Annotated in this window: 15 protein-coding genes; 6 read left to right on the top strand and 9 right to left on the bottom strand. The window is 45.3% G+C overall.

The window, feature by feature from the left end; genetic code table 11:
- The first annotated feature begins 13 nt into the window (after positions 1-13).
- Both BMX95_RS16710 and BMX95_RS16705 read left to right on the top strand, forming a co-directional pair.
- Complete coding sequence (locus BMX95_RS16710; protein ID WP_081203567.1) at positions 14-448, top strand: septal ring lytic transglycosylase RlpA family protein; 435 nt, start codon at positions 14-16, stop codon at positions 446-448.
- Positions 449-510: 62 nt separating this feature from the next.
- Entirely contained in the window at positions 511-1,080 is a 570-nt protein-coding gene (locus tag BMX95_RS16705) for a hypothetical protein (RefSeq protein WP_081203566.1), read from the top strand.
- Between the two features lie 72 nt (positions 1,081-1,152).
- On the opposite strand, the gene hisB is transcribed toward BMX95_RS16705, so the two are convergent.
- The 6 genes from hisB to hisG form a co-directional block, all read right to left on the bottom strand.
- A complete protein-coding gene (gene hisB, locus BMX95_RS16700) occupies positions 1,153-2,292 on the bottom strand; it encodes a bifunctional histidinol-phosphatase/imidazoleglycerol-phosphate dehydratase HisB (RefSeq protein WP_081203565.1) in 1,140 nt (379 codons plus the stop codon).
- A gap of 23 nt (positions 2,293-2,315) precedes the next feature.
- On the bottom strand, positions 2,316-2,744 hold the full coding sequence (locus BMX95_RS16695; protein ID WP_081203564.1) for a c-type cytochrome: 429 nt from the start codon (positions 2,742-2,744) through the stop codon (positions 2,316-2,318).
- 35 nt (positions 2,745-2,779) lie between these two features.
- The gene (locus tag BMX95_RS16690; protein WP_081203563.1) at positions 2,780-4,066 is read right to left on the bottom strand and encodes a PQQ-dependent sugar dehydrogenase; all 1,287 of its coding nucleotides are present in this window, start codon (positions 4,064-4,066) and stop codon (positions 2,780-2,782) included.
- 61 nt (positions 4,067-4,127) lie between these two features.
- The gene (gene hisC, locus BMX95_RS16685) at positions 4,128-5,186 is read right to left on the bottom strand and encodes a histidinol-phosphate transaminase (protein ID WP_081203562.1); all 1,059 of its coding nucleotides are present in this window, start codon (positions 5,184-5,186) and stop codon (positions 4,128-4,130) included.
- A gap of 36 nt (positions 5,187-5,222) precedes the next feature.
- Positions 5,223-6,494, bottom strand: coding sequence for a histidinol dehydrogenase (gene hisD / locus BMX95_RS16680; protein WP_081203561.1), 1,272 nt, complete (start codon positions 6,492-6,494; stop codon positions 5,223-5,225).
- A 16-nt stretch (positions 6,495-6,510) separates the two neighbouring features.
- Positions 6,511-7,365 carry an ATP phosphoribosyltransferase gene (gene hisG / locus BMX95_RS16675; protein ID WP_081203560.1) on the bottom strand — a complete coding sequence of 285 codons (855 nt, stop codon included), beginning with the start codon at positions 7,363-7,365 and terminating at the stop codon, positions 6,511-6,513.
- A gap of 446 nt (positions 7,366-7,811) precedes the next feature.
- Between hisG and BMX95_RS16670 the strand changes: the two genes are divergently transcribed.
- The gene (locus tag BMX95_RS16670; protein WP_081203559.1) at positions 7,812-8,300 is read left to right on the top strand and encodes an OsmC family protein; all 489 of its coding nucleotides are present in this window, start codon (positions 7,812-7,814) and stop codon (positions 8,298-8,300) included.
- A 34-nt stretch (positions 8,301-8,334) separates the two neighbouring features.
- Here the strand turns inward: BMX95_RS16670 and BMX95_RS16665 are convergent, their stop codons facing one another.
- On the bottom strand, positions 8,335-8,994 hold the full coding sequence (locus BMX95_RS16665; protein WP_081203558.1) for a hypothetical protein: 660 nt from the start codon (positions 8,992-8,994) through the stop codon (positions 8,335-8,337).
- Positions 8,995-9,114: 120 nt separating this feature from the next.
- On the opposite strand from BMX95_RS16665, the gene BMX95_RS16660 reads away from it, so the two are divergent.
- Complete coding sequence (locus BMX95_RS16660; RefSeq protein WP_242673226.1) at positions 9,115-9,471, top strand: acylphosphatase; 357 nt, start codon at positions 9,115-9,117, stop codon at positions 9,469-9,471.
- 100 nt (positions 9,472-9,571) lie between these two features.
- Positions 9,572-10,321, top strand: coding sequence for a 3-keto-disaccharide hydrolase (locus tag BMX95_RS16655; RefSeq protein WP_081203557.1), 750 nt, complete (start codon positions 9,572-9,574; stop codon positions 10,319-10,321).
- 112 nt (positions 10,322-10,433) lie between these two features.
- Here the strand turns inward: BMX95_RS16655 and BMX95_RS16650 are convergent, their stop codons facing one another.
- The gene (locus BMX95_RS16650) at positions 10,434-11,660 is read right to left on the bottom strand and encodes a peroxiredoxin family protein (protein ID WP_081203636.1); all 1,227 of its coding nucleotides are present in this window, start codon (positions 11,658-11,660) and stop codon (positions 10,434-10,436) included.
- Positions 11,661-12,043: 383 nt separating this feature from the next.
- Entirely contained in the window at positions 12,044-12,991 is a 948-nt protein-coding gene (locus BMX95_RS16645; protein WP_081203556.1) for an NAD-dependent epimerase/dehydratase family protein, read from the bottom strand.
- Positions 12,992-13,142: 151 nt separating this feature from the next.
- Between BMX95_RS16645 and kdsA the strand changes: the two genes are divergently transcribed.
- Positions 13,143-13,964 (top strand): 3-deoxy-8-phosphooctulonate synthase, encoded by an 822-nt coding sequence (gene kdsA, locus BMX95_RS16640; RefSeq protein ID WP_177193698.1) that lies wholly within the window; start codon positions 13,143-13,145, stop codon positions 13,962-13,964.
- Positions 13,965-14,154 lie beyond the last annotated feature (190 nt).

The following is a 14,154-nucleotide window of genomic DNA, read 5'->3' as shown; positions in this document are numbered from 1 at the left end:
AAACTCTAAGACTATGAAAAAATTATTGGTTGTAATGGCATTACTGGGCTCTTTTTTTGTGTCAAAAGCACAGATCAAAATGGACAGTGTTGCGTTGAATAAACAGCGGAATGTGCCTGTAACTCAATTTGGTGTGGCTAGTTTTTATTCCGATAAATTTGAAGGTCAGCGTACCTGCACCGATGTAGTGTTCACCCAGAAAAAGCTGACTGCTGCCTGTAACACCTTCCCGCTCAACATTTGGATAAAAGTTACCAATCTCAGGAACAATAAAAGTGTGATGGTCAGGATCAATGACCGCATGCACCCGTCGAATCCCCGGCTCATTGATATGAGCAAGGCTGCCGCCACTGCCCTGGGGTATACCGGCCATGGATTAACGAAAGTAAAGATTGAGTACATCGGTAAAAACAAACCCGACGAAGACGGGATCGCTGGTAATAATTAATTTTTTCAGTTTACAGGTACCGGCTATTTTTGCCCGGAAGGTTCTTTAAACCAAAACCGGGTATGAAAAAAAATGTAGGACTTCTGCTGGCCATCCTGCCAATATTGTTGCCTGCCTTTAGCCAGGATGACTATATACAGCGACCTACGTTAGGCATTTATTTCTTCTTCAATGATTTTAAAATAAGCGGTAAGTTAAAGGATATGTCGCCCGGGCTCGCCCTGAATTACATGACCGGGTTGAATGCGCATTTTGATTTCACTTCTACATTAACCGGCAGCGTTTTAAATTATAAGAAAGACAATGGCGTACCGCTGGGGCAGCAGGATAACCTGTTGCTGGAAGGCGATGTGTCATTGAAAGGAAAGCTGTTCTCCAACAAATACTGGGTAAGTCCTTTTTTGCAAATAGGCACCGGTATCTCCAGGTATGGCGGCTATTGGGGCGCCTTTATTCCCGCCGGCACCGGTTTTCAGGTGAATTTATTCAATGAAGCCTACTTTATATTCAATGCCCAATACCGGGTAGCTGTGACCGAAACCGTGAATGATCATTTCTATTACAGTGTAGGGATCGCGGGGGTGATTGGGAGAAGGAAGGAAAACAATAAATCAGTGCTGCCTGAAAATTAAAAGACCTGTCAGGTGCACTTCATTTGTCCGATTTAACAGATCGCTAATGTGCATCTGACAGGTCTGGTATAACTAAAGAACTCCTTTTGTAGAAGGTAAATAGTTCGACAGCGGATCTCTCTTCACCGCCATCCGGATAGCTTTTGCAAATGCTTTAAAGATCGCTTCTATTTTATGATGCTCGTTATCACCGTGGCATTCGATGTTCAGGTTGCAACGGGCAGCATCGGAGAATGATTTAAAGAAATGAAAGAACATTTCTGTTGGCATTTCACCAATGCGTTCTCTTTTGAATTCCGCATTCCAAACGATCCAGTTACGGCCGCCAAAATCGATCAGCACCTTGGCATCTGCTTCATCCATGGGTAAAGCAAATCCGTATCGTTCCATACCGCGTTTATCGGCCAGGGCTTTGCCAAATGCTTCACCTAATGCAATACCGGTATCTTCAATGGTATGATGTTCATCTATGTGCAGGTCGCCGTTAGCACGAACGGTAAGGTCCATTTTACCATGGCGGGCAATCTGATCGAGCATATGATCAAAAAATCCGAGGCCGGTATAAATAGCGCCCTTGCCGCTGCCATCTACATTCAGCTCTATCTTTATCTGTGTTTCGTTGGTATTGCGTTCGTGAATAACGCGGCGCAAACCCAGTTTCAGGTATTCGTAAATAGTGCTCCAGTGTGTGCTTTCCAGCGCAATCACCGGACGCAGTTCCGCCACTTTATCCTGTATTTCACCGGCGCCCAGGTTGGGATCCTGGTTCAGCCAAATGGCTTTACAGCCCAGGTTCTTGGCCAGTTGTACATCGGTAATGCGATCGCCGATAACATACGAATTGGCGATGTCGTAAGCCGGGTTGTTCAGGTATTGCGTAAGCATGCCTGTACCGGGTTTACGGGTAGGCGCATTGTCATGGGGAAATGAGCGGTCGATATGTACGGCGCTGAAATGGATGCCTTCGCCTTCGAGGCTTTTCATTACCAGGTTGTGCAAAGGCCAGAAGGTATCTTCCGGGAACGCATTTGTACCCAGCCCGTCCTGGTTGGTAACCATTACCAGCTCATAGTCCAGCTCACGGGCTATACGGCCCATGTATTCGAACATGTGCGGGTAAAAGGTCAGCTTCTCAAAAGAATCTAACTGATAAGTAGGAGGCGCTTCGTTTATTAAGGTACCGTCGCGATCGATGAATAGAATGCGTTTCAAAACAATATTTTAAAAGTTCACTATTATTTCAGCTTGGCCCGCATGGCTTTTACTTCACCCACTGCTACCAGGCTGGCTTTATTGCCAAAACTGTTGCGAATGTAAGTCAATACATCTGCAATTTCCTGATCTGATAAAGTAGATTCCTGGGGGGGCATGGGGTTGTGGAATTTGTCGCCGTCGATCTCTATTTCACCACCCTGTAAGCCTTTCAGCACAATCTTGATCAATGCTTTTTTATCGCCCAGTACCCATTTGGTTTTTGCCAGTGGCGGGTTCATGTTTTGTACACCCAAACCATCGACCTGATGACAGGCCAGGCACACAGTTTCATATACTGTTTTACCACGGGTCATAGCAGCTTTCAAACCGCCTGGTTGTGGTTTTGTTTGTTGCGATACAAAGGCTGAAGCAATAACCAATACCAGTATTGCGAGCATTACTTTTTTCATACGAATACTTTAGCTGAATTCTTTTTTGATTTTAATTATTTGCTGTAGCTCACTTTCCAGATAGTACCATTGTTGTCATCAGAAACATACAAGGAGCCATCAGGGCCTTGTGCCAGTCCGCAGGGGCGGTATTTTGCCCGGCCTGAGGTAACATCTTTAGGAAGCTGAGAGAATCCATCAGCAAACACTTCCCATTTACCGGAAGGCATGCCATCTTTGAAAGGCATAAACACTACAAAGAAACCAGCTTGTGGTTCCGGAGCACGGTTCCAGGAGCCATGGAATGCGATAAACGCACCGTTCTTATATTTTTCAGGGAATTGACTGCCGGTGTAGAACAACAAACCATTGGGGGCTAAGTGGCCGGGGAACTGGGCAACTGATTTTGTTTTGTCGGCACAACGATCAGCTTTTTTACGATCACCACCATATTCGGGGGTAACCAGTTTTTCGTGTTTGTCGTTGTCGTAATAGCAATAAGGCCAGCCGCAGTCAGCGCCTTTTGTTAAGCGGAACATTTCTTCAGCCGGGTTTTCAGCGCCTTCTTTTTGATTGAACAGTTCAGGGAAGAACTGGAACAACTGGTCGCGGCCATGTTGCATCACATACAAATTGTTTACTTCTGTGTTCCAGTCGAGGCCCACTACGTTGCGGAGACCGGTTGCATAACGTACACCTTCGGGATATGACTGATTCAATTTATCTGCTTTGAACTGCCAGATACCACCTGCTTTTTCCAGAATAGGGCAGGGGTCTTGTCCGGGTGAACCTTTTACGCGATCCTGAACCTGGCAGCAGTTGCTGGGAGCGCCGATGTTTGTATAAATGTTTCCGTTATTGTCGAGAACGATAGATTTGGACTCGTGTTGATTTTTGTTCCACAAACCGGTAACGATCTTTTGTTCGGAACCTTCGTCAACCTTGCCGGTTTTTTCATCGATCTTATAACGAAATATGTCTTCATCGGAGGAGGCATACAGGTAGCCATTCTTGATAGTAATGCCAGTTCCGACATAATTGCCAAAACCAGTTACTTCGTCTGCTTTGCCATCGCCGTTTTTATCATGCAGGTGAATGATACCTTTCCCATCTTTTAATTTTGCCAGTTTTACGAACACATCGCCATTGGCTGCTATGGTTAAATGACGGGCCCTTCCTAAATCAGCTGCAATAACTACCGATTTAAAACCTGTGGGTAAAGTTAAAGGCGCTTCGTCTCTTTTAACAGTGCCTGTCGATGATGATTTCACCCGGGTAGTATCACTGCCAAATGCAGCAGCTGCAAAAACTACTGAACATGCTAGGATCAAGACTTTTTTCATAATGGAATATTTAAAGCGCTTTTTATAAAGCGGGTTCTAAAATTACTGATTTAGCAGCCGATTATGAGACTGGTTTCCAGTTTTTAATGGCATTAACTACGGAAACGTTTTCCGCAGGCGTGCCCACCGTAATGCGTAAACAACCGGCGCAAAGCTCCACACTGCTGCGGTCGCGTACTACGATGCCTTTTTCCAGCAAATAGTTGTACATGGCTTTAGGATTTGTTACCTGAACCAGCAAAAAGTTGGCGTCGGAGGGGTAGATCTTTTGAACCGAAGGGATTGTTAACAGGTCTTTGGCCAGTATATCGCGCTGGGCAACAATTTCCCTGATCATATCATTCACCTGGCCCACTTCTTCCAGGGCCTGCAGGGTCAGCTCCTGCGAAGCCTGGTTGATATTATAAGGCGGTTTAATCTTATTCATCACCTGAATGATCTCCTGCGATGCAAATGCCATACCCACACGCAGGGCGGCCAGTCCCCAGGCTTTTGACAGGGTTTGCAGGATAACCAGGTTGGGATAATCGGCCAGCTCCTGGGTAAAGGAGCGAAACCGCGAAAAGTTAATATAAGCTTCATCTATCACCACAATGCCGGAGTAGTTATTTAAAATAACTTCTATGTCATCGCGGTCTAATGAATTACCGGTTGGGTTATTGGGCGAACACAAAAAGATGATCTTGGTATTGTCGTCGATGGCTTCTTCAATAGCCGGCATGTTTAACTGAAAGGCGGGTGTAAGCGGAACCTTTTTTATGTTCACATCGTTGATGTTTGCGCTTACCTGGTACATGCCATATGTGGGCGGACAAATAAGGATGTTATCTACACCGGGTTCGCAAAAAGCACGCATCAGTACATCGATACATTCGTCGCTGCCGTTGCCCAGGAAAATGTTCTCGATGGGAACACCTTTAATGGAGGCTAACTTTTCTTTTACTTTTATTTGTAATGGATCGGGATAGCGGTTGTACCATTTGGTAAGCGGTGATCCGAAACTGTTTTCATTGGCATCCAGAAAAGTGCTGGCCTCGCCCTTAAATTCATCCCGTGCGGAAGAATAGGGAACCAGCTTCTTTATATTTTCTCTTAGTAAATTATTTAGATCGAATGTCATTTTATTTGTTTTGAACTTTAAACACTGAACCTGGAACTATAACCGAACTTTAACCGCATTGGCATGCGCCTGTAGCCCTTCTGCTTCGGCCATAGCGATCACCGTTTTGCTGATGTTTTGTAATCCTTCCCGGGTTAATTGTTGAAAGGTGATCTTTTTTACAAAGCTGTCAACGCTTACCCCGCTGTATGCTTTTGCATAGCCATTGGTAGGCAGGGTATGGTTGGTACCGCTGGCATAATCGCCTACGCTTTCAGGTGAATAATGACCCAGGAATACGGAACCTGCATTGATGACCTGTTCAGCCATAGGCATTGGGTTGTTACAACTGATGATCAAATGTTCCGGGGCATATGCATTCAATAGGTCAATGGCTTCAGCTTCATTATTTACCAGTATGAGTTTGCTGTTGGCCAGTGCTTTTACGGCGATGTCTTTTCTGGGTAAAACGTCCACCTGTTTGTTGATCTCCAGCTCGATGCTGTTCACAACAGCCTGCGAACAACTAACCAGCACTACCTGGCTGTCGCTGCCATGTTCTGCCTGGCTCAAGAGGTCGGCAGCTACAAAGGCGGCGTTGGCCGATTCATCGGCGTACACCGCTACTTCACTGGGGCCTGCCGGCATATCGATGGCTAGTCCGTCCTGTTGCACCAGTTGTTTGGCGCAGGTTACATATTGATTGCCGGGGCCAAAGATCTTTGAAACGGCCGGTATGGTTTCAGTTCCATAGGCCATAGCACCAATGGCCTGTACGCCACCTACTTTAAATACTCTGGTAATGCCTACTGCTTTGGCAGCAAATAAAATGGCCGGGTGCAGCTGACCATTGGCATCGGGTGGGGAACACAGGATGATCTCTTTGCAACCAGCCAGTTTAGCCGGAACGCCCAACATTAAGATGGTAGAAAATAAGGGCGCTGTGCCGCCAGGGATATACAGACCCACTTTTTCAATGCCCACGCTTTTGCGCCAGCATTGTACCCCGGGCATCGTTTCAATAACCTCGGGTGGCGTGAGCTGTGTTTTATGAAATGTTTCAATATTTACTTTCGCCGAAAGGATCGCTGCTTTCAGTTTGGAATCGAGCGATTCCTGGGCCCTGATGATTTCTTCTTCTGTTACCACCAGGTTGTCGATGGTGGCTTTATCAAATTGCAGGGTGAATTGTTTTACCGCCGCATCGCCCTGTTGTTTTACCGCCTGCAGAATGTTTTTTACCGAATCTTCCAGCGCAGTGGTATTCATTACCGGCCGTTGTAACAAAGCCTTCCAGGCACTCCGTTCGGGATATTGATAAACTTGCATGATTACAATTAAAAAGTTAGATGATCATTTTCTCGATGGGCACAACCAGTATACCTTCGGCGCCAGCGGCTTTTAGTTGCTCGATGATGTCCCAGAAGGTATCTTCACTCAGTACGCTGTGTACGCTGCTCCAGCCGGTTTCGGCCAGGGGTAATACCGTTGGGCTCTTCATGCCGGGCAAAAGGGAAATGATCTCTTGTAATTTATCGTTGGGCGCGTTCAACAAAATGTATTTGTTGTGTTTGGCTTTTTTAACAGCGCGGATGCGGAACACCAGTTTCTCGATCAGTTTTTGCTGTTCGGCATTCAGGTTGTTATTGCGGATCAGCACGGCTTGCGATTGCAACAATACTTCCACTTCTTTTAGTCCATTCATGAGCAGGGTAGAACCGCTGCTTACGAGGTCGGCCACTACATCGGCCAGGCCAATGCCGGGCGCAATTTCTACAGATCCGCTGATTTCATGGATCTCCGCCTGTACATTATTTTTTGCAAGGAATTCATTAACGAGGAAGGGATAGCTGGTGGCAATGCGTTTGCCTTGTAATGATTGTACGCCTTCATATTGCTGAATGCGTGGAATGGCTACAGAAAGACGGCATTTACCAAAACCCAGTTTTTCAACAATGGCGGCTTTTTTGTTCTTTTCGTACAACACATTTTCGCCTACAATGCCAATATCGGCTACGCCATCTTCAACATATTGCGGAATATCGTCGTCGCGCAAAAAGAAGATCTCCAGGGGAAAATTATCTGCTTCAGTTTTTAACCGGTCTTTTACATTGCGCAGGTCAATACCGCATTCTTTCAGCAGTTGTACGGAATCTTCATACAGGCGACCCGATTTTTGAATGGCGATCCGAAGTTTCATTGGAATGTCGTTGTTTTTTGAATCCTATTAAAAATAAAAAGGGCTTACCATGCGGTAAGCCCTTCAAATATTCTGGCACTACACAAAGCACCATCGGCCTACCTGCTGAGGTAAGTATGATGATGATGGATGTGAGTGAGTATTGTCATAATCGAGGCGCAAAAATACTACATACGAGGTTACGGCAAAATTTTTTTTGTGAGAAAACGGGTTATACACAGTTCTGCAAAATAAAATTTGACGCATCCGTTTAATAATGTGTAACTTACGGGAAGCGAATTGGGATCCCTTAAACATTGCCTAATGCCAAACCGATCACGCATCCAACGATTTGCCATTCTGCTCTTACTGCTTTTTATGGCCTGGTTTACCCGGTGCAAACCCGTGACCGGTTCCACGCATGCAACATCTTATTCATCCCATTTATACCATATATAAACTCTGGTATGAGAGAACACCATTACAAAGTTAATATTACCTGGACGGGCAACCGGGGCAACGGCACCGCATCTTATTCCTCGTACGACAGGAACCATACTATTATAGCCGGGCAAAAACCGGTGATACCGGGCTCCTCGGATCCTGCTTTCCGGGGCGATGTTATGCGGTATAATCCGGAAGAATTATTGGTAGCGTCTTTATCCTCCTGCCACATGTTATGGTTTTTGCATTTGTGTTCTGCCGCTGGTGTAGTAGTGCTGGAGTATGTAGATGAGGCGGCTGGTACTATGGAAGAAACGGTAGACGGAGGCGGCCATTTTACCGAAGTGACCCTGTTTCCTACGATTACAGTTGCCCATGAGGAAATGGTTGAAAAAGCCGATGCCCTGCATGAAAAGGCGCATTCACTATGTTTTATTGCCCGGTCGTGCAATTTTCCGGTTCGCCATAAACCCATTTATAAGATCGCAGAGGCAATAGGCAATGGTGAATAGGCAATAGGGAAAGCCGCGACCCGGTTGTATTCGCTTAAAGCTTAGGGCTTTCAGCTGTATCGTTATGATAAGAATAGGAAATAGCACGCAGGAGCGGTTTCTTTAACACCAGCTTAATGAAAAGGTATAAGGCATGTAAAATAAAGATGGCCCAAACGAGGAAATCGAAGATCCGGCCCAGCATTTTTTCTTCCCCCGTATACATAATGACGTCCCGGTCAAGGTTCTTGGTGACAAACAATGCATCGAGGTAAACATAAGTACACACCAGCAGCAGCATTAGAAAAAACTCCTGCATAACAAACGGGTACAACTCAAAAGGTTTGTTCAATTGTTTTTTTACCTGGTAATAGAAATATACGCTTACCACATTGTAGGGGATGAGCGTGAGATAAGCATTGGGGGTATCGAAATAAATCAGATTTACGGTAAGACAGCTCAGCAACGCATTTACTTCCATACAGGGAATGCTTACCAGGTCGGGGTTGATAAATACGAGGTACACCCCACTGAATAAAAGCACCAGGAACAAGGAGCCTATGATCGTAGTTTTTGTTGTTGCCGGACAGTCACTGGAAAAACATACTGCCTCCGCTATATTATAGTGATACAGCATGTATTGCCCTAACCAGGCCATGATGAATGAGAAAACCACAATCAGGGTAATGGATCTTATCGCATTACTAAGGGGCATAAGGATCCTGTTTCATTGAGCTTAAAAGTAGCAAAATTTATTTGTCTCAGGTAGTGGCGGGCGTTCTTGTCGTTTTTATCTGCTGCCTGTTGTATTGTTGGTTGATAATCAGCTTTATTTATGCTGATAATCATAGTAATACGTGACCTGTTTATTGCAGGCAGCGCCTTGAATTTCCCATTATTGGTTAACTTTCAGGTTATGGAACAAACCATTTCAATTACTGTGATAGGGCTGGTGCAGGGGGTATATTACCGGCAAAGTACCAAGGAAAAAGCCCTGGAGCTGGGTATTTCGGGTATTGTAAAGAACCTGCCCAATGGCAATGTGCACATCCTGGCCACCGGTACGGCCCATCAGTTAGATGAACTGGTGCACTGGTGCAAACAGGGACCACCACATGCAAAAGTAAATTCGGTAAATGTTGAGCCCATGGAAAAACAGGTGTTTATGAGTTTTGTGATCCAGCGTTCTTAGTTATTCAGTTATTGCCGTATTGTGTTCGTTATAACAGCTAAACTTAATAACTTACGAACCCAATAATTTAATAGCTTTCTTTCTTCAAAAAACTCAACCAATGGTGCAACGATTCTTGTACAGCTGTATCCTGCTTTTTTGTGTATACTCCTTGCAGGCACAAAAAGCTCCGCGGCAGGGTGATCCTAAATTAACCGAATACTGGGAACCCGAAGTAAAAGTAATTGAACCCGGAAAAACAAGTGCCGATCCTCCTTCTGATGCGATCATTCTTTTTGGCGGACAAAATGCCGATGCCTGGGCAGCGAAAGACAACAGCGCGGCCAAATGGAAAGTAGAAAATGGCATCCTGACCGTTGCGTCCGGCACAGGTGAAATTCATACCAAACAAGGCTTTGGTGATTGTCAACTGCACATTGAATGGAGAACGCCCGCCGAAGTAAAAGGCGAAAGCCAGGGTCGTGGTAACAGTGGCATCTTTTTTATGGGCCGTTATGAATTACAGGTGCTGGATTCTTATAAAAACAGAACGTATAGCAATGGACAGGCGGGTAGCATTTATAAACAATTGCCGCCCCTGGTAAATGTCAGCAGAGGTCCCGGTGAATGGCAAACCTATGATGTGATCTTTACGGCACCCCGCTTTAGTGAAGATGGTAATGTAAAATCACAGGCACATATAACCGTGCTGCACAACGGCGTACTGGTGCAAAACGATGCCCATCTCTGGGGCAGCACACAATACATTGGTATTGCTACTTATGAAAAACATGGGGATAAAGAACCGCTGGTGCTGCAGGACCATGGTAATCCTACGAGCTTTAGGAATATCTGGATTCGTCCGTTGTGATAAATGTTACAAGTTTCAGGTTTCAGGTTGCAGGGAAGAACCCAATAGTTTAAAACCTGAGACCTGGAACTTGAAACCTGAAACCTGAAACTGCCATTAACGCCCCAGGCGCCTATTGCTTTAACAACTCATCCATTATAGCGTAAAATTCCTTCTTAAACGCCTCATAATGTTCCCCGGTTCCCGGTCCATAAAAGCCGGTATGAATTCTTTTCACGGAGCCATCACGGCCAAAGAATAAAGCGGTAGGCAACATTTTAATTCTTGTTAACTCCGGCAATGTTTTTTCAGTGCGCAATGAATCTGCTGCCCGTACGCCTGTGATCAGCATAGGATAGCTGATGTTGAACCGTTGCTGAAACCGGCGCAGGCTTTTTTGCGAGCGTTGAAAATCGGTGCTGTTTTCATACGCCAGTGCCACCATTTCAATACCCCGTTGTTTATTGTTGTTGTAGTAATCGCTTAAGAAAGCGGTTTCATCCATACAGTTGGGGCACCAGGAACCCATCAGTTGAACAATCACTACTTTATTGTGAAAGCGTGGGTCGCTCATAGAAACAAAGTTGCTATCGAGATCAGGGAAACGGAAATGCAGCCGGTCTTCCCCACGTTTCATATATACCGCCGACAGGGTATCGGGCACTTCTGCCTTTTCATCCCGCCAGGCAGTCCACTTTTCAATGGAGGTGGCGCCCGAAAAATATTCACCATCGGTAATAACCGAATCATTTTTTATAGTGGCCCTGAAATAATACGCATGACTGCCATCGAAAGTACTCAGGTGCAGGGTGTCGTTGCTTACGGCGCCTTCCAGGTAACGATAATCACCGGTGGGTGTTAATACGGTTCCGGTTAATGCCTTGCCATTTTGCCTGAACTCAACCACTGCGGGGTAGGGTTTCTTATCAATAAAAGTGGCCCCCCAGCGGCCGGAAATCTTTTGTTTGGTTTGTTTGGCCTGCGGGTATCGTTGGGATTGGTTATATACAAATGTAACCGGCATAACCTGCGTAACGTTGGAAGTACCTTTGATCCATACGCCGCGTAAGGTATTGTTGTTTACAACCTGTAACCTGAACTCCGATTCAAACACCGGCATTTGCACCAGGATGGAGTCCTGTTTTTGCTCAATGGCGGTTACCTCAATCTTTTCTGTGGCATTGCGGATAAACCAGCGGGGTTTCCCGTTTTTATATTGCATGGCTATATTGAAATCAATAGTGTGGCCATCAGTACGTTGCAAAGAGGCGCGCCACCATCCGGTGGGCAAAGGAGCGTTGGCGGTAGCGTTTAGAGCCAGAACGGTAATAAAACCGATGATCCAGGGAATCTTTTTCATAATACTTATCAAAACAAATTTAACCGTTGCAAGTTTAATGCATTCGTGCCTAATAAAAAGTTGGGGCTGCTTCATTTTTTTTGAAACAACCCCGTTGACAACACATAGCACTAAATGCCAAAAGAAAAACAGTGAATTATTTGCACCTTTTTAACAAAAGGAGTTGACATGCCGATCTTTATCAGCCTACCGGCTGACCAGACTATACTTTATGGGCCTTTTGATATTCTTTAACAGTGGAACAGAAAAAATGCAGAGAAAGGTATATAAGGTTGCAGATTATATACGATCGTTCCTGAAAAGTAATATACAATCCGGTTAAATCCAAATAAAACATGTCCCAACGGTTCGCCAGGACATGTTTACAAACAGGTGCTGATCAGTTATGGATGGCGAAGGTTTTCCAACATATCCTTCGTCATTTTATTCAGATCGAATTCGGGTTTCCAGCCCCAGTCTTTACCGGCAACTGAATCATCAATGCTTTGCGGCCAGCTGTCGGCGATAGATTGCCGGTAGTCGGGTTCGTAGCTGATGGTAAATTCAGGAATATAATTTTTAATGGCGGCACTGATTTCTTTGGGGGAGAAACTCATAGCCGACACATTATACGAAGTTCGGATAGAGATATCGGCAGTCGGTGCTTCCATCAGTTCAATGGTGGCTCTGATGGCATCCGGCATATACATCATGGGCAGATAGGTGTCTTCCCTTAAGAAACAAGTGTATTTCTTTTCTTCCAGGGCTTCGTGATAAATTTCCACGGCATAATCGGTGGTACCACCACCCGGTGCAGATTTGTAAGAGATCAAACCGGGGTAACGAAGGCTGCGCACATCAACCTGGTAACGCTGGTGATAATAGTTACACCAGAACTCACCGGCATACTTACTGATACCATAAACCGTAGTAGGTTCAATAATGGTTTGCTGCGGACAGTTTTGCTTGGGCGAAGTAGGGCCGAATACCGCAATACTGCTTGGCCAGTATACCTTATAGATCTTTTCTTCGCGGGCAATGTCAAGCACATTCAGCAAACCCTGCATGTTCAGGTGCCAGGCGAGGTTGGGATTTTTTTCACCAGTTGCCGAAAGAATGGCTGCCAGCAGATAGATCTGGGTAATGTTTTGTCTGATCACCTGTACGTGCAGCATTTCCTTGTTCATAACATCTATGCTAACGTAAGGGCCAGTGCCTTTCAGGAGTTCGTTTTCCTCCCGCAGATCTGATGCAACCACGTTGTTATTGCCATAGATCTTACGCAGGGCCAGGGTTAGTTCAACACCAATTTGGCCAGATGCGCCAATTACGAGTATTCTTTCTCTAATCATTAAGAAACAACTGTTAGTTTTTGTAATAGCCGCAAAAGAAAGAACAAAAGGCCAAATGCGCAAATTTGAGTATGCACCTTTATATATTATTGATTTTCAAAGGTGTTTGCTGTACGGTAAGGAACTCGAAACTATGAATTACCTTCGCGCAATGAAAAAAATGCTTACTGACCTTTTTGCAGGACAACAATACGATACCACCAATTTCTTTTTGATTGCCGGCCCCTGTGTGGTGGAAAGTGAAGAACTGTTGATGGAAGTAGGGGACAAGGTATCTACCATTTGCCGGAACCTTGGAATACCCTACATTTTTAAAGCTTCTTACCGTAAAGCCAACCGTACCAGCGCCTCTTCCTTTACCGGCGTGGGCGACGAAAACGGGTTACAATTATTACAAAAAACAGGGAAAGCCTACAAGGTGCCTGTAACTACCGATATTCATGGGCATGATGAAGCCGCCATGGCTGCGAAATATGCCGACATTTTACAAATACCTGCCTTCCTGTGCCGCCAAACCGACCTGCTGGTGGCTGCCGCCGAAACCGGTAAAATCGTGAATGTGAAAAAGGGGCAGTTTGTAAGCGGTCCTTCTATGAAGTTTGCGGTAGAAAAGATTGTAAAAGCAGGCAATGAAAATGTGATCCTGACAGAGCGGGGAAACACCTTTGGTTACCAGGACCTGGTTGTGGACTACCGTAATATTCCCTGGATGAAAGAACACGGCACACCGGTAGTTATGGATTGCACGCACAGTTTGCAACAACCCAATCAAACAACAGGTGTTACCGGTGGTAACCCACAACTCATAGGCACTATTGCCAGCGCTGCGATCGCATCCGGTGCCGATGGATTATTTATTGAAACGCACCCCAACCCGGCGGTTGCCAAAAGTGATGGCGCCAATATGCTGCGGCTCGATTTGCTGGAAGGTTTATTACAAAAGCTGGTGAAGATCAGAAAGGCAGTTATCTAAAACAAGATGAAAAAAGCTCCACAAGGGAGCTAAAAGCCTGTCTTTCAAAGGTATTGCAATCCGATAAAATGTCTCTTGGCATTTTATCGGATTTGGAATATTGGATTAAAAAACGGGGAGGCTCTAAATATTTTAGTAGGTTGTAGTTTATGCACGGAAAATTGTACCGGAGTTTTATTCTTCCTAACCT

Source organism: Niastella yeongjuensis (genome assembly GCF_900110245.1).
Taxonomy (GTDB): Bacteria; Bacteroidota; Bacteroidia; order Chitinophagales; family Chitinophagaceae; genus Niastella; species Niastella yeongjuensis.
The sequence above is the reverse complement of the archived record's forward strand: the minus strand, read 5'-3'. Positions and strand labels throughout refer to the sequence as shown.